The 15941-nt window shown below is 64.2% G+C and carries 13 protein-coding genes and 1 tRNA gene; 3 read left to right on the forward strand and 11 right to left on the reverse strand.

The window, feature by feature from the left end:
• The first annotated feature begins 132 nt into the window (after positions 1-132).
• The 3 genes from ACRQFC_RS05435 to mscL all read left to right on the forward strand — a co-directional run bounded on the left by ACRQFC_RS05435 (position 133) and on the right by mscL (position 1517).
• Positions 133-342: an FmdB family zinc ribbon protein gene (locus ACRQFC_RS05435; RefSeq protein ID WP_081689984.1), complete on the forward strand. Its 210-nt coding sequence runs from the start codon at positions 133-135 to the stop codon at positions 340-342.
• A gap of 108 nt (positions 343-450) precedes the next feature.
• Positions 451-1083 carry an SAF domain-containing protein gene (locus ACRQFC_RS05440; RefSeq protein ID WP_087070405.1) on the forward strand — a complete coding sequence of 211 codons (633 nt, stop codon included), beginning with the start codon at positions 451-453 and terminating at the stop codon, positions 1081-1083.
• A 50-nt stretch (positions 1084-1133) separates the two neighbouring features.
• Positions 1134-1517, forward strand: a complete 384-nt coding sequence (gene mscL / locus ACRQFC_RS05445) for a large conductance mechanosensitive channel protein MscL (RefSeq protein WP_026428418.1) — start codon at positions 1134-1136, stop codon at positions 1515-1517.
• A 137-nt stretch (positions 1518-1654) separates the two neighbouring features.
• On the opposite strand, the gene ACRQFC_RS05450 is transcribed toward mscL, so the two are convergent.
• The 11 genes from ACRQFC_RS05450 to ACRQFC_RS05500 all read right to left on the reverse strand — a co-directional run bounded on the left by ACRQFC_RS05450 (position 1655) and on the right by ACRQFC_RS05500 (position 15908).
• On the reverse strand, positions 1655-2053 hold the full coding sequence (locus ACRQFC_RS05450) for a hypothetical protein (RefSeq protein WP_284896871.1): 399 nt from the start codon (positions 2051-2053) through the stop codon (positions 1655-1657).
• A 13-nt stretch (positions 2054-2066) separates the two neighbouring features.
• Positions 2067-6668 (reverse strand): PDDEXK-like endonuclease domain-containing protein, encoded by a 4602-nt coding sequence (locus ACRQFC_RS05455; protein ID WP_410374535.1) that lies wholly within the window; start codon positions 6666-6668, stop codon positions 2067-2069.
• A 69-nt stretch (positions 6669-6737) separates the two neighbouring features.
• On the reverse strand, positions 6738-7742 hold the full coding sequence (locus ACRQFC_RS05460) for a PIG-L deacetylase family protein (RefSeq protein WP_284896873.1): 1005 nt from the start codon (positions 7740-7742) through the stop codon (positions 6738-6740).
• Positions 7739-9052 (reverse strand): glycosyltransferase, encoded by a 1314-nt coding sequence (locus ACRQFC_RS05465; RefSeq protein ID WP_284883126.1) that lies wholly within the window; start codon positions 9050-9052, stop codon positions 7739-7741. The genes ACRQFC_RS05460 and ACRQFC_RS05465 overlap by 4 nt, the downstream gene beginning before the upstream one ends.
• 45 nt (positions 9053-9097) lie before the next feature.
• Positions 9098-9646: an RloB family protein gene (locus ACRQFC_RS05470; protein ID WP_284883127.1), complete on the reverse strand. Its 549-nt coding sequence runs from the start codon at positions 9644-9646 to the stop codon at positions 9098-9100.
• Positions 9639-10931, reverse strand: a complete 1293-nt coding sequence (locus ACRQFC_RS05475; RefSeq protein ID WP_284896874.1) for an AAA family ATPase — start codon at positions 10929-10931, stop codon at positions 9639-9641. Before ACRQFC_RS05475 ends, ACRQFC_RS05470 begins: the two co-directional genes overlap by 8 nt.
• 209 nt (positions 10932-11140) lie before the next feature.
• Positions 11141-11212, reverse strand: a tRNA-Arg gene (locus tag ACRQFC_RS05480).
• Between the two features lie 126 nt (positions 11213-11338).
• Positions 11339-12277: a universal stress protein gene (locus tag ACRQFC_RS05485; RefSeq protein ID WP_284901003.1), complete on the reverse strand. Its 939-nt coding sequence runs from the start codon at positions 12275-12277 to the stop codon at positions 11339-11341.
• A 101-nt stretch (positions 12278-12378) separates the two neighbouring features.
• Complete coding sequence (locus ACRQFC_RS05490) at positions 12379-13113, reverse strand: C40 family peptidase (protein WP_284883130.1); 735 nt, start codon at positions 13111-13113, stop codon at positions 12379-12381.
• Positions 13114-13525: 412 nt separating this feature from the next.
• Positions 13526-14230: a metal-dependent transcriptional regulator gene (locus ACRQFC_RS05495; protein WP_284883131.1), complete on the reverse strand. Its 705-nt coding sequence runs from the start codon at positions 14228-14230 to the stop codon at positions 13526-13528.
• Complete coding sequence (locus ACRQFC_RS05500; protein ID WP_284883132.1) at positions 14223-15908, reverse strand: MFS transporter; 1686 nt, start codon at positions 15906-15908, stop codon at positions 14223-14225. The genes ACRQFC_RS05495 and ACRQFC_RS05500 overlap by 8 nt, the downstream gene beginning before the upstream one ends.
• Between the last annotated feature and the right edge of the window lie 33 nt (positions 15909-15941).

A 15941-nucleotide genomic window follows, 5' to 3' on the forward strand; every position in this document is an offset into this window, starting at 1 on the left:
GCGCGGGGCGCCATACGCGAGGCGTGCCCGCGGGCGACTTCCCCGAGGGCACGTGTCACGCGCTAGAATAATGCGCCGTACGGCTTGTGCCGGCCGCTCCTCGGCTCGGCCACCGGCCCGGAAAGGAAGAACGTGCCTACCTACAGTTACCGTTGTGACAATTGCGGTCACCATTTTGATGCGCACCAGTCGATGACAGCCGCCGCCCTGGTCACGTGCCCGGAGTGCGGGAAAGACGCATTGCGGAAGGTAATGGCAGGGATTAGCGCAATCGTGTTCAAGGGTTCGGGTTTCTACCACAATGACTCGCGTTCTTCGGGTGGGAGCTCCACGCAGAACTAAGTACGACGGCGCAGCTCGGTTTATCCCCAGCTTCGCGAAACGCTGCCGGTATCCACAGGCGGGCCCACTTCTGGTTTGCGGCTGAGCATTCCTCGCTAGCCTCGAGCTATGACAGGTATCCACACGCGGCTGTGGCGGGCACGCCACCTGCTGCTGGCCGGGGTTGCCCTCCTGGCTTTTTTCACTATTCTTCAGGCGATTGAGCGCCGCTACCCGGAAACCGGGCAAGTGCTGGTCGCGCGCCGCAATCTAGCGGCCGGGCATGTGCTGAGCGGGCGTGATGTGGAGGCGCGCACCGTGGCCCGGGATCTTATTCCGGAGAATGCGCTTTCTTCGGAAGCTGAGGCCAGCGGGCAGCGCCTGGCCGCTAATATTCCGGCCGGGTATCCCCTGGCCCGCGGGGTGTTGCTCTCCCAAGAATTTTTACGCGATCCGCCCGCCGGGCACGTGGTGGTGGCGGTGCGGGTCGCTTCCGATGGGACCGGAAGCTTTATTGAGCCGGGTAATTTTATTGGCTTATATGCTCCGGCCCCAGAACACAGCACGGAGGCCGGAGCGGTTCGCGTGGTGGAACGAGCCGCGGTGGTGGGGATCGGCGAAGAAGAAAAGAACGCCGGCATGCTCTCCGAAGGTGTCACATATCGAGTGCTCTACCTGGTTGTTCGCGAAAAAGACGCTAATCTTATCGTGGGCTATGCTGCCGCGGATTCTTTGCGGGCAGTGCTGGTAGCCCCTCCATAGTTTCTGCCACCGGGGTGGTCCCGGTGGCGCTCCGCGCGAAAGGATGGAAGGTGCTCGCGGGTTTCAAGAAATTCATTATGCAGGGTAACGTCATGGACCTCGCCGTCGGTGTTATCGTCGGTGCGGCTTTCTCAGCCGTGGTGAAGTCCCTGACGGACCATATTCTCATGCCGCTTATCGCCGCGATTTTCGGGCAGCCGAATTTTGACGGTAATTTTGTGTGGCACCTGGGTGGGGGCGAAATCCAATTCGGGAGCTTCCTCACCGCGGTGGTCAATTTCTTCATCGTGGCTTTCGCGCTGTACTTCTTCCTGGTACTCCCCATGAATAAGATGCGTGAACGCCACGCCAAGCCGGCCGCGGAAGCCCCGGAAGATCCCCAGCTCATCCTCCTCAAGGAGATCCGTGATGAGCTGCGCGCCAAGCGCGACTAATCTGCGCGATTGATGTGCCCGACTAATCGGCGCGACTCATCGCTCGAATACGTGCGGTTCTGAACTCGCGCGGTTCTGAGCGGGTGCGGTGCTTCGCTGTTTTCCGGAGTCCGCTACCGCTTAGAGCTTGCCGATATTTAGAGCTTGCCGAAGTGGGGCGGGCGTTCGTCAAGAATGCTCTGTTCGTGAGCGGTGCGCGCCACGATATCCCGCGTGCGAATATCGCGTGCGGATACGGCCGCGTCCCGGGGTGCCACGGTGGTGGCCCCCGGGGCGCTCTTTTTTAACGCAGCTTTTTTGCTCGAGGCTTCCGTGCGCGGCAGCTCCGCTTGCCCCTCCCCGCGTGCGAGGCGCTGGAGAGCTTCGGCGGCATCCTTGAGTTCGCCGCTTTCCACCCGCCTGGCATCCACCTCGGAGAGGCGCACGACCGCCCGGTGGACGCGTGGTTGCCGCTGAGCGCAATCCCCCCGGCTGCTATCTGCCCCCTGGCCGCTATCTGCGGCCCGGCGGGTGTGTCCGGAATGTGCCTCGCTCACCACGGTCGCGCACCTAATCCTGGGCCAGGCCGGAGCGGCGCACCACGTTACCGAGCACCGCATCGGCCTGGGGCCCGCGGCGGCGAATATCAAGTTCGCTCCGCAGTTCTTCCACCAGCTGTTCCGAGCTACGAGCCACCCCATCGGAGGCAATCCAGGCCACCATGTCATCAAGCTGATCGTCCGAGTAGGCGGCCAGCGGCAATCCCGGCCGCACCGCGGGTTTCTTTCCGCGGGCTCGCCGCGATACTTCCGGATCCGGCGCGGAAGTTCCGGCCTGTGCACTGCCAGCCGCGTTACCCGGGGCCGGAGTGTGCGTACCTGAACTGTTATCCGCGCCGGCTTCACCCTGCTGAGCTTCCGCGCCTTCCGTGCTTTCCGCGTCAGCAACGCCCGGCATTCCGGCACCCGGCGCGCCCGATGCGCCAGCATCGCTACCAGCACCCGCCGCAGCAACATCCGCTTCATCCGCCACATCCGCGACGTCCGCCCCAAACGCGGGGGTATCTTCAGCCCGGTGGCGCGCGGCGGCCTCATCGCGGCGCACCACCCGCACGAGCGCTTCGATACGGTCCGCCTCGGCTTCCGGATCAAGGAAAATCGACGAGGAGAAGGTTTGGACCACCTTCCAGCCCAAATCCTCGAGCATCTCGACCCGGTAGCGGTCCCGGCGGCGCAGCGATGGTTCGGCAACGTAATCGGCGTCGTCGGTCAGAACAGCCACCCGCCAATCGCCTTCGTGTTCGGCAACAACCAGGGGGATGCGCAAGCCGGCGTCGTAGCCGTAGTAGAGGGCGGTGAAAAGCCCGCGCCCGCGCAGGCGCGCGGCCAGGTCGAAGAGCAGCGGGCTGGCCTTGGCCACGTCCTCGTCCGCCCCGATAAGTAGTTCTTCCCGGGCGGCCGTCTCCAGCAGGGTGGCTAGGAGCCGGGGCGCCGCCCCGGAAAGGTCATCCACGCCAATATCGCCGGGGCCCAGCGAAGAAATGACACTCATATAGCGGCTGGGAACCAGGAGTGCCTCGCTCAAGTAGCGCGCGCCTTCCGCTTCGGTGAGCGGGCCGAAAGTATGAAGCACCCGGCCGTGGACCGTCTTGCCGAAGCCCACCGAGAAAATAACCCGGTCGCGCCGCAGCCCGCTCGCACCGGTAATATCCACCACCGGTACCAGGCTGGCCGCGGATTCGCCCGCCTCGGCCAGCGCCGGGCTATTCGCGATGGTACGTTCCACCGCCGCGCGCACGTGCACGGCATGCAAACGCGAAATTGTAATAACCGCGAGGGATTCTTCCGGGCGGGTGAGGAGGTGATCCACCACCGCATCCACCACCGCATCCACTTCCGCGCTGGGAGCTTCCACCATCCCGGTATTCGGGGAGGGGACCCCGCGCCCGTCCACCACCTGCAGGCGGTCCGCCCGGCGCACCCGCCCCGCCGGAGCGGCGCGGTCGGCGTCGTCGTACCCGAGGGTGCGCAAGCAGGCGAGGGCAAGATCATCGTGATGCGCACGGAACGTGGGAAGTTCGCACACCGGAAGCGCATCGGCCAGGGCCGCGAGCGCGCTATCCGCACCCGCCCGCGCCACCTCACCGAGGACGACGAGCTGCGAACCGCGCGCCATGAGGGCGACCACCGCGGCGAGCGGAACATCCTCGATGCCGTCCAGAATCACCACATCCGCCCAGGGCAGGGTGGGGATGAGCTCCGGGACCAGAGCCGGGGGCACCACCCATACGGGGCGGGCCGCCTGGACCAGCGCAGTTGCCGAAGCGGCCACGTCGGCCAGCGCGCTCACGCCGGCGCGGGCCAGGTAGCGGTCCACCGCCACGGTTTCTTCGCGCTGCTTGCGGGCCACCGATTGCATATGGGTAATTGCGGCGCGCAGCACCGGCCCGGGCAGGCTCTCCACGTGTTCGCGATCCAGGTCCCGCACCGTGTGCACGAGCATGGCCAGCTGCTGCGGGCCGGCCTGGGCCAGCACGGTATTCCGAGCGATGAGCTGCTCGAACACAGAGTTGGTGTAGGCCAGGTCGAGTTCGGCGGCCACTGCTTCCCCGCTCACTTCGCGGCGGGCCATATCGCGGGCGAAATCGCCCAGGCCGCTGTCCTCGAGGTCGTGGAGCAGGTCGATGCGGCGCGGCTGGGAATCAAGCACCCGGCGCTGGGAGACCAGGGTGCGCACCAGGGCCAGCACGTTTTCGATGGGTTCGCGGCGCAGGCCGGCACGGTGCGGAAGGAATTCTTCGAGTTCGCGCACCTGCCCGTCCACTTCCGCGGCGGTGGCCCGGATCATCGTCATGCCCTCGGGGAGGGTGGGCCAATCACTTTCCGCGCTGTAGCGGCGCCAAATATCACGCTGGCGCGCCACTTCGCTCAGGGCCGCGTGCATATCCGCCACCCGGATCCCGGGGCGCACAAAATCGCGGGCCTGCTTGGTCAGGGCGCGGCGCTGGGCACGTTTCATGCTTTCGCCGTGTTCGGCGCGCCATTCATCACTCGCCGTGGCGATCACCATATCGGCAACTGAGCGCTCATACACGGCGGGTTTGAAGACCTCGAGGGTATCGGCGATCCCTTCGAGCATCTTGATTTGTTCCATCCACTGGGCCAGGGTCTTCGGGCGGGCTAGGCCGGTTTCCCCGGCCACGCGCTGGGATTGCTCCATAACCAGGGGAAGGGTTTCGGTGGCCATGCGGGTCACGGTGGAGAAGGCGCGGGCGGCGTCGTCCTCCGTGCGCACCTGCGCGCGCAACCATTCCGAATTCCCGCCCCCGCTAAAAGCCCCGGCGCGGCTCGCTTCCGCCAGCCGTTCGAGCACCGCCTCGCGATCCTCACGCACCCGGGCCGCGGCGGTGGCATCCAGGCGCACCTTCGTGGCCGGCCCCTGGGGCTGGGCGGCAAGCTCAGCCAGATGTTCAAGCACGTCATATACCGAGGTATTCCACACCGGATCGACGGCGTGCAGGGCATTCACGTAGCCGCGCAGGCTGCGGCGCGCCGCCTTGAGATCGCGGCGCACGGCCAGGGTACGTTCTTCGTCGATCTGCGGGAACTTTTGGCGCAGGCCCTGGCGCAGCCGCAAAGCCGCGCCGTTAATATCAGAAAGATCAATGAGCAGTTCACCCACGCCGAGCTCACCGGCCCGCGCGGTCACCGCGGCGCGCCGCGCCCGGGTGCCGGGAATATAGAGGACGGACCGGCTGGATGCGGCTGCGTCCGCGGCAATCGCGACCAGGGTGGTCACGTCCGCACTTCCCGGCGGGGTATCGATCACGACGTCGCGGCCAGTTGCCACGGCTTCCACCGCGGCAAGTTCGGCCACATCCAAATCGCCCACCCCGCGTTCACCTTCGGGGGCCCGGTCGCGTTTTTCGGCCGGTGGGAGCGGAGCACTGGTGAGCTGGTGGGTTCCGCGATCCCCGGCAATCGCCGCGAGCACCCCGGAACGAATCATGACCGGGCGCAACAGCTCCGCGTCGGTAATCGCGCGCGCAGCCGGATCGGCAAACATCCCCAGCAGCACCTGGGGGCGGTAAGAAGCCCCGGGCAGGTAGAGATGCGATAGACGCCGCACCCGGGTAATGAGTTCATCTTCGGTGGCTCGCTCAACCCGGGTGAGCTGGGCCAATTCGCGCACCGGGGCGCCGTGCTGGCGCAGCGCGCTCACAATATCCGGATTGACGGACAGGGCCGGGGTGGTTTGGATAAGGGCATCGGTGCCTACATCCTCCACCTGCAGCAGGCGGTACACAATCGGCACGCTCACTTCGCGCACCTGCCGGGTTTCTTCACTGTTGGGAGCGGCGGCTTGCGCGGCGGTGTTATCCGCTGGGCTGGTTTGCGCGGTGCTTTGCCCGGCAGCCTTCTCCGCGCAGGCCCGCATCGCTTCCGGGTCGAGCTTGAGTTCGCCGGTGTCCTCATAGCCGGGTTCCAGCTCGTCACTGGGCCGGCGCGGCGGGAGCTCCGTCCACGTCAGGTTGCCGCTGGCCAGCTGAATCGGGGCGTACCCGTATTCTTCCGCGGCGCGCGCCACCTGGTCCCGCAGGGTTCGCCAGGTAGCGAGGGCCTCCTGCTGGCTGCGCTCCTCGCGAATAAGCGAAGTGAGGCGGGTGGGCGCCCCGGAAGAAAACTGCGCGCCCCCGGTCGGGTGCGGATGGGTGAGATCGATGCACACCCGCGCGGCCACATTCTCCGCCGCGCGCTCGGCCCGCGCGGCCAGCTCCTCCTGCCAGGCCGCATAGGCCCGCGACACGAGATCTTCGCGCTGCGGAGCGGGAAGCGGCGCGGGATGTTCCTCCGCTTCCGCTCCACTACTGTCACTTTCAGTTCCGTGTTGCACAGCTGCGGTTTCCGAGGCGCCGTGCGCTGCGACGCCGCTAGCGCCGGCCTGCGGTGCCTGCTGAGCTGGAGTGGCGGAGTTTCCGGCGGCTTCCGCGCTGGCGGCGGACTCGGCAGGGGCCGGGGCCGGTGAGGAAACGACGGGCGTATCCTGCCCGGGTTCCGCGGGGTCACGGTCGCCCGCGGGCAGCGCGGCGGCCTCGGGAACCGCGGCGGTATCACGAGAAAGAGATTCACGAGCCGAATGCCGGCGAGATGAGCGTCTGAAGAGAGGAGTCACAACCTTAACGCTACTCAGGTCCGGCGTAAAAGTCCCTATGCGCGCCGCAATAAGCCAAAAATTACGGCCTTATTCCGCCACCGGCGTGGAAGGCTGGGGCATGCTAGCGGCACGCGCGGAAGAATCCGCAGTGGGGAACGACGACGCCTCCTCGGCCGGGCGCAATCCCGGCCACAGAGGGAGCTCCTGGAGCTGGCCGCCCACGTGCCGGATAAGCAGCTGCGGGGCGGGTTCGGAATCGGGCGCAGAGCCCGGTGCCGGGGCGCCGGCTCCCGCGGCGCCAATAACCGGCAGGCCAGCAAGCCCTGGATCCGCGCGATCAACTACGGTCAGCTGGGAGGCATAGCAACGCAGCGCTGCCACCACAGTGGCTTCATGAGCCCGGGCGTTGCGGTAGCACCATCCGGATTGCCCGGGAGTGGACGCCAGCTCGAGTACCGGAATTCCGCTCACCCGGCCTAGGGCGCGAGCCAGGCGATGCACGCGGATGTGGTCGGGATGGCCGTAGCTTGCTGCGGCGTCGTACCCAATAATGACGGTGGGCCGCACGTGCGCGAGGAGTGCCTGCGCATCTGCGATTTCTTCGCTCAGGTCCGCGCGGGAAAAGGCGCGCGGTCCGGCGCTGGGCGCGGGGCCGGCGACCCCGGGGGCAATCCAAGCCATCCCGGAATCGCGGTAGCGGCGCGGCGCGGCGCCGGGGGCGAGGGCGGGCGGGGTGCCGAGCCAGAAGCCGTCCGTGACCCCGAGGATGGCGCGCGCTCGGGTAATTTCCGCTTCGCGCCGGGCAACGAGTTCGGCCTCCCCCGCCCCTGCGGGCAGGGTTCCGGGGACCGCTTCGCCTTCTTCGCCGCGCGTGCAGGTGAGAATGCTGACGCGGTGCCCGGCGGCGGTGAGAAGCGCGGTGAGGCCGCCGGCTTGGATCGCTTCGTCGTCCGGGTGGGCGTGGAGGAAAAGGGTGCGGGCGAAGAGCGGGTCGCCAGGGCCCCAGGTGTAGGGGGCTGCGTTGGTACCCGCGCTGGCCTGGTTGCTAGTGCGGGCGTTGGTGTGCGCGTTGGTTCCGCCGGCGGTGCTCATGCGTGCCTCCCGAGTTTGCGGTAGGCAGCGGCGTAATCGCGCGCGACCGCGTCCCAGGTGCGCGATTCGGCGAAAGCGCGCCCCGCGGCGCCGTGCCGGGCCCGCAAAGCCGGATCGTCCAGGTAGGCCCGCACCGCGCCGGCCCATTCGCGCGGCTCGCGGCTGTGGCACAGGGTGCCCGTCACGCCACCGTGCACCGATTCGGGGATCCCGGAGGAATCCCAGGCCACCACGGGGATGCCGCAGGCGGCCGCTTCCACGTTGATAATCCCGAAAGTTTCCGAGAAAGAGGGGTTGAGGAGGAGCTGCGCGTGGGCGAGGAAGGCCGCGAGGCCGGCGCGTGGGAGCGGCCCGATGAAGCGGACGTCGCTTTCCATTCCCGTTTCGGTTACGACGGCGCGCAAGTGGTCCTCGTAGCCGGCGAAGTCATCGGAGGCCGCCCCGGCAATGACGAGGAGCGGGCGGGTGCCAGCGGGTAGCTCCGCGAGCGCGCGAATCGCTAAATCCGGGGCTTTCAGGGGTTGGAGGCGGGCGGCGAAGAAAACGTAGTCCCGCCCGCCGGTCACCTCGGTGACGCAGTCGGGAGCGGCGGGCGCTGGGGCCGGTGAGGCGGCAAAGAGTCCGCCGGCGCGGGCCGGGTGGAACATCTCAATATCCACGCCCGGATACACGATCTCGACCGGACAGGGCGGGGTGCCGTAGCGCTGGGCGATCATCTCTTTTTCCGCTTGGGATACCGCAATAATGAGGTCTGATTCGCGCACGCAGCGCGCCTCGCCGGGCACCCGCCCGGAGGATTCCGCGGGTTCGCCGTCGGCAAGATTTTGGCCTTCCCGCGCAGCTACCGAATGGAAGGACTGCACGTGCGGGCGCCCGGTTTCCTGGGCGACGGGCAGGCAGGCCACGCCCGCGAACCAGTGGTGGGAGTGGATAAGATCGACGCCGCTGCCATGCTCGGCCATCCACCGGCGGAATTCTACCGTGAAGGGAGCGATGAGGCCATCGGTGTGGCTTTTCGCCACGGGGTGGCGCGGGCCGGCCGGCAAGAAGAATGCACGCACGCCCGGCATGACCTCATGCATATAGGGCTGGCCGGGTTTGCTGGCGCGAGTGACTAGATCGACCCGGTGCCCGGCACGAGCCAGGGCCTGTGCGGTATTGGTCACCACCACGTTGAGGCCGCCGGCATCGGCGGAGCCGGGAGTGGCCAGTGGGGAGGTATGCACCGAGGTCATAGCGATATGGAGCGGGGCAGGCGCGTCGTCGTTCCTATCCGGTTCTTGTGCGTGGTGCGTATTTCCCAAGGTCATTCCCCCAGCCTACCCGGGAATTACGCCCCAAAGGTACATGCGCTTTTACGTGGAGGCGAGGATGCTCAACAGTTCCCCGACTCGACTCGATGGATTCAGCCCCACCTCTCCGTTCTGTTTATCCGCACTTTTCGCTCTCTCGTATGCATCTCGCCACGACTCAACCGGAAAAGTGCTAGGTACGCTCTTACCATCAAGGTGGGGAAAGAGTTTCTTCTCAAGCTCACCTGGGCGTACGTGTGCGAAATGATCCGCAATATGCCACCACAACCAGATCTCGAAACACGGATTCGAGACGAAAACTTCGAAACCTTGTTCTTGAGCTTCCTTCACGACAGCCTGCAGCGTTGGATGCTGGTCAGTATCCATGACAAGACAAATATGCTGATACTTTCCCGAGTGCCCGGCGATGGACATAGCTTTATCTAATACTCGCTTAGGTTCGCCTCCACCGGACACAATTTTGAGAGTAACTGCCCGATTGTCACGTATCAGCTGCTGGAACAAGCCGAAGTACTCGACCTCTGTTACTGAGCCTTCGGTAACAATCAGGTAGCTCTCACGCAGACGCCGTTGGGGACGTTTTCTAGCCATCGCTGTGACCGCCGATCATTTTCCGGAACAGCCAGGGTTCAAGTAACGGCGTAGCGCCTAAACGGCCCGACATGTACAGGCTGGCCATATCAGTGCCGGGCTTCACGTCAGGGAAATCGGCCACGGAGAACAGATCTGTAGCGCCGTCATTATTTTTTTCCGTCAGCCATACCTGTCCCGGCATCAAGTCGGTACCAGATTCGTGCGAGAGGAAATAAGGGTTATGGCTCGTGAAAATGATCTGACCACCATTGGCATTCAGCTCTGGATCTTGGAAAGCAGCAATGAGCTCAGTTGCCAGCATTGGATGCAAACTCGCGTCAATCTCATCCACGCACACAACTTTTCCTGTACGCAAAGCTTCGACAGCTAAACTCCCTAACGCGAGCCAGGATGTGGTACCGAGGGATTCTTGTTCAGCGGCAAAGGTGATTGAATCCTTCGCACCCTTATGGGAAAAACGCAGAGCTAAAGCGAATTGTTTAACTAGTTCAGCCGTGATTTCCTCATCCTGGTGTTCCTCAGGAATCAGCTTCTTGAACATATCCAGTAATTCTGGCGGAAATTCCCTCGACTCAACGCTAATATCGTCAATCCCCACATCAGCGACCTTTGCCAAACTGGCATAGAGCCGCCGCTTGGCAATATTTTTAGAAAGGTCGCTAGTGAGCTTATGAACCTGCAGATCATAATCGGAGTTACCCACGCGATACATGAGTAATTCTCTGCCGATTATGCGTGCGAGGTCGCCTAAAACCTTGGCATCAAGAACAGCGGCACGCGAAAGAACCAGCTCACGGGGTGAAACCTCATTGATCTTCCCCACCCGCGTGGGGTGCACCTTATGCCCGCGCGCGTCCCGATCAATAAGCGTTGTGGCGCGAGTTGAGTAATAGGCTAGTAATTCTTCCCGAACAATCACCCTCTCATTGAGCGTGAAGCTATAGACGTAGCGAATACCATCCGTCACGAAATCAATCCATAGCGTGGTATCCGCGTTCCGTTTTTCCGGGTCCAGTGCAAAAGGAGGCACGGGCAACTTATCGGCGCTGGCCCACGAGCGTGCCGAGTTGTAAACGGCGTCTCGGATGAAGTTAAGTGCCTCCAGCACGGTGCTCTTGCCCGAAGCATTTGCCCCGTAAATAGCCGCGCATGGCCACACGTGCTCACGCCACGATTCACCTTTGGGTGGAATGTTATGCCGCAACGAAGGGCGGAGGAGGGACAGCTCCCATTCATCACGCAAACTTCTAAAGTTAGCACCGCCAACACCGAGGAGTATCATACCAACCATTCTAATGTCGAAATACATGCAAATACAGAACAAATATGCATTTTGCGCATTTTCAGACATGAAATGCCTAGCGAAACTGTTTCAGAGTTCAATCGCAGAGTGGGGCTATAGGCCGCAGAGTGGACTAGTGCCGGTAGCCGACCTGAACACACGAAAAATCCCGCGTCACAGGCAGACCTATGACGCGGGATATCCCACTGTGCCCCCGAAAGGATTCGAACCTTCGACCTACCGCTTAGGAGGCGGTCGCTCTTCCCCTGAGCTACGAGGGCGGGCCCACCGCCGACCGTTCATCCGAACGACGGTAGGAATAAGATAACCGTTCCAGGTTACTCTGCGTGGTACCGTGGGCGCCACTTACGATTACATGCCCCGATACTTACCGCTCACAGGCCCAGTTACCGCGCCGAAGGATCGGGCACATCCCAGGGCACATTAGTATCCGGAACGTGGAGGTTCTTGGTGGCGTGGGTCGGCACCACGAGCACCGGCGATTGGGTGCCGAGGAGCAGCGTGTGGCTAGTGGAGCCAAAGAGCAGTCCGGTAATTCCGCCGCGGCCGCGCGCTCCCACGACCACCAGGTCCACGGAGCTAGAGAATTCCGCCATGATTTCTGCCGCGGAGCCTTCCACCGCGTAGCAGCGCACCTGCACGGTTTCATCCCCGCGCAGCACTTCGGCCACGGTTTCTTCCAGGCCCAGGCGGGTGTCATCCAGAATTTCGCGGGTCATATCCCCGCCGGGAAGTAGGCCGCCCCCGGCGCGCGTCACCGACACCGCGTTAATTGCGGAGACCTGCGCGCCCCAGCGCCCGGCCATCCGCACCGCCAAATTCAGCGCGTATTTCGATTCCTGTGAGCCATCCACTCCCACCACAATGTGGCGGATCGGCAGGCGCCGCGAATGCTGGAGCGGCACCACGGCAACCGGGCAGTACGCCTTGGAAACAATCGCGCCGGCCACCACACCCAGCTGGTCAATATCCGCGGTATCCGCCCCGGAATACCCGACTACCAGCCGGGAAGCGGTTTTGGATTCTGCCAGGAGCAGCTCCACCGGATCCCCGGGCAGCGCCACCGCGGTGGCTTCCACGCCCGCCAGGCCGGCCACGCCTTCCTGGGCGAGCGCCTCTCGCGCGATACTCATGGCGCTCTCATAGGAGCCGCGCGGATCGGGGCCTTCCTGGTAGCAGGTGAGGGCCCGCAGGGTGGCATTGCGGCTCACGGCCACGTGCGCGCCCCACACAAGTGCTGCGCGCGATTCGGGGGAGCCATCCACCCCAACGACCACGGAATTCTCATGCTGGTACATCGTTACCTCCGTTGCCCATTCTCCCACGGGCCCGCCCCGGGGTGGAACTGTGCGTAAAATACGAACGCCGCCGGGAGCTCCGACGGCGTTCGCACATAATTCTTCTCAAACCTCGCGGCAGGCGCGCTTTAGGAAACGCGGATCACGATGGGGGTATCACCGCACCACGAGTCCGGGCCCACCCGGGTACCCATGCTCGGGTTCCACGCGGCCACATTCTTGCCGTTGCCCAGCGAGATCGCCACGTGGCCGGGCCAGTAGAGGATGTCACCGGGCTGGGCTTCCGCGTAGGAAACCTGGCGGCCCACCGAGAGCACCGAGGTGGTGTACCCGCCGATGGCAACGCCGTGCTGGGCGTAGACCCAGCGCACGAAGCCGATGCAATCCCACCCGGAGGGGGTGGTGCCAGCCCACACATAGGGCGAGCCAACGCCGCTGAGGGCGGTATCAAGAACGGAGGAGCCGATGGCGCTGGGCGCGGCTTCTACTTCCACGCCAATGCCCGCGGCGGCGGGAGCGGCATCGTTATCAGAGGAGGCGGTGGCGGTTTCAGCCGCGGCGGTGGTGGCGCTGGCGGCCGGGGCAGCAACTTCAATAGCCGGAGCTGCGGATTGAATGTTGATCTGCTCGATCTTCCATTCCGAGGTGGCGCTCGTGGTGCCGGCGATGCCAGCGGCAACGTCCTGCGCGTGCGGGTTGGACAGCGCCGCCTTGGCGGGCGCCGCCGCGGTATCAGCTGCCGCATTCGGAACGAGCAGTGCTGCTGCGCCGCCCACAACGAGAGCTGCGGTGAGACCACGTACTGCGGGGTTCGCCAGGTTATGAGCCTGCGACCGCGTATCAAGAGCGTGGCGTCCGGTCATGGGATGATCTCCTACAAAACTTTCCTGCGCGCCCCGAGGGGCACTTTCGGTACGTCCATTAGCGTAACGATTAGGCAACGAATTGTCACGTTTATGTAACAAGTGGCACAGGAGGGCCGTTATCATCCCAAAACGGCGAACTCCCGGCCTTTCCTCCACTTTTTTCGCGTGATACCAGGCTTTTCCCAGCACCCGTTTATAACGTTTTGATATACTTTTTCGCGGCTTACGTCACGCTGAGGTGACGAACTGTGGTGGAGACCACGGGCACGACGACGCCGCACTACCGCTCCGCCAGGCCGATAATCCAGCTTTCATTGCCACCGAAGACAGGCCGGGCGCCCGGAACTCACCGCTGCCACCCGGACGTCACCACCGCCACTCGAGGCGCATCGCCTCCAGCCCGGCCGCCTCAGGCGTGCACGAGGAGGTGTTTGCGAATCCAGTCAGTCAGGGGAAGAACTCCGCTTGCCCCGTGGGCGAGGATATCGCCGTCGTCCTCAACACTGATAGTCACCGCAGCATTGGGTTTAATGCCGGCCGCGGCCATGGCTTCGAGGAGGTCGTCGTCGGTTTGCACCACTTCGCCGATGCGCGCAATGGTGACCTTCCCGCCGTTCGGGTTACGTTCCAGGTAATCCGCCACGGCGAGTAGGCCGGTGCGCGCGGCAATATCCGCGCCGGGGCCCATAGAATTTTCCGCGGGAATCGGGTTGCCGAAAGGATCGTGGCTGAGTTCGTAGCCCTGCTCGCCCAGCACGTGGGAAATGCGTTCTTCCAGTTCGCGGGACATCACGTGCTCCCAGCGGCAGGCTTCGGCATGCACGTGCTCCCAGGGCATCCCGAGCACGTGGAGGAGGAAACACTCGGCTACCCGGTGCTTGCGCATCACGCTGGTGGCGATGCGGCGGCCTTCGTCGGTGAGCACGATGGCACGGTCGGTATCCAGGTACATCATGCCGTCGCGTTCCAGGCGCGCCACAGTTTCCGAGACGGTGGGTTTGGATTGGCTCAGGCGCTCTACGAGCCGGGCGCGCAGCGGAACGATTCCTTCTTCTTCGAGTTCGTAGACCGCTTTGAGGTACATCTCGCGGGTATCAACAAGGTCATCACTCATCGCGCGTCTCCTTCGTCTCTGCGGCGGGGGCGGCATCCGGGTGCCCGCCCGCATCCGGTTCCTCATGCGTATCTTGCCATTCTAAGCTGCCCGCGCGCTGCGGGGAATGCCCAGTTTCCGAGCCGCGAGCGACGCTCTCGTGCGACTCGCTATCGCGCGCTGCGCTTTCTTGCGGCTCGCTATCGTGAGCTGCGCTCTCGCCCGGCGCGCTTTCGTTCGGTTCCGTTTCCTGCACCGCGGCGGCCGATGCCTCACTCGACCGCAGCTCGCTATCGTGCGCTTCGTCCTCCGGTTCGAAAAGATCGGCTTCGACTTCGTCGTGGTCCTCCGCGGTGAAGCTTTGCCCGCTATCCGTCTGCCCGGTGCGGTTGGCCCGCAGCTGGGCTTCGCGCTCCTCATTTTCATGTTCGAGCGGCCCGAGGATCTCCAGCTGGAAGGGGTGGCGCACCCGGTAATGCACTTCCACATCCCATTTGCGCCGGCCCCACAGGTAGGCACCCACGGTGGCCACCAGGCAGCCAATCGCGCCGATGCCCACGCCCCAGCGCGCCCCGGCCGCCCCGGAAATACCGCCGACCACCAGCGAACCAATCGGGGTCACGCCCTGGTTAACCGTCTGGTAGAGGGAGACCACGCGCCCGCGCATCTGCGGAGAAGTAGACATCTGCACCGCGGCATTGGCAGCGGTGAGCATGATGAGCATGAAGAAACCTACCGGCACCAGGGTGAGGGTGTAGATCAGCAGATTCGGGGCCAGCGCATTCGCGGTCACCGCAATACCCATGGCCACGCCCGCTCCCACCACGGAACGTACCCGCGGTTGCTTGGTGCGCCGCGCCCCCACCACGGCACCGGATAGCGAACCCACCGCCACCATGGAGGAAACGATGCCGAATTGGGTGGAGTCGGCGTGGAATTCCATGGTGGACATGGACACCGTGGTGAGCGGGGTATTCATGGCCAGGCAGGACACCGCCCCCACCACCGCGAAAATCACGAGGAGGTCGGAACGGTTGCCCACGTAGCGCAGGCCGTCAATCGTTCCCTGAATCGCGGAAACTTTCTTTTCCGGCCGCGGCGCCGGATGAAATTCCTCCGGGCGCATAAGGGCCAGCGCAATAAGGGTGGCCCCGAACATGATGCCGTTAATAATGAAGACCCAACCGGTGCCGATCACCCCGATAAGCAAACCGCCCAGCGCCGGCCCGATGAGGCGCGCAATATTAAAGGACATGGAGTTCAGGCCCACGGCGTTAGGCAGCCAGCGCGGGGGCACCAATTCGGAAATAAAAACGAGGCGCGGCGGATTATCGAAAGATTGAATCACCCCGATGGCCAGGGCGAAGAGGCAGACCACCAGCACATTCGCCCAGCCCAGCAGCACCAGCACCCCCAGGGCCACCGCGGTGAGCAGCATCCCGAATTGGGTGAGGACCACCATTTTGCGTTTATCGAGGCGGTCAGCGAGCGCGCCGGCCAGCGGCATAATAAAAGGAATGGGGACGAATTGCAGCGCTGTCACAATACCCACGGCAAAAGCATCATTATTGGTGAGGTCGCTCATGACGAGCCAGTTCTGGGCGGTGCGCTGCATCCACCCGCCGGTATTGGCGACCAACGAGGCAGCGAACCAAATAGCGTAGTTGCGGTATTTCAAACTGGCGAATGTACGCCCCACTAAATCCTGCCCCCTGCGGAAAAATCCGATAAC

It is taken from the genome of Actinotignum inguinis (assembly GCF_051265835.1).
In the GTDB taxonomy this organism is placed as follows: Bacteria; Actinomycetota; Actinomycetes; order Actinomycetales; family Actinomycetaceae; genus Actinotignum; species Actinotignum timonense.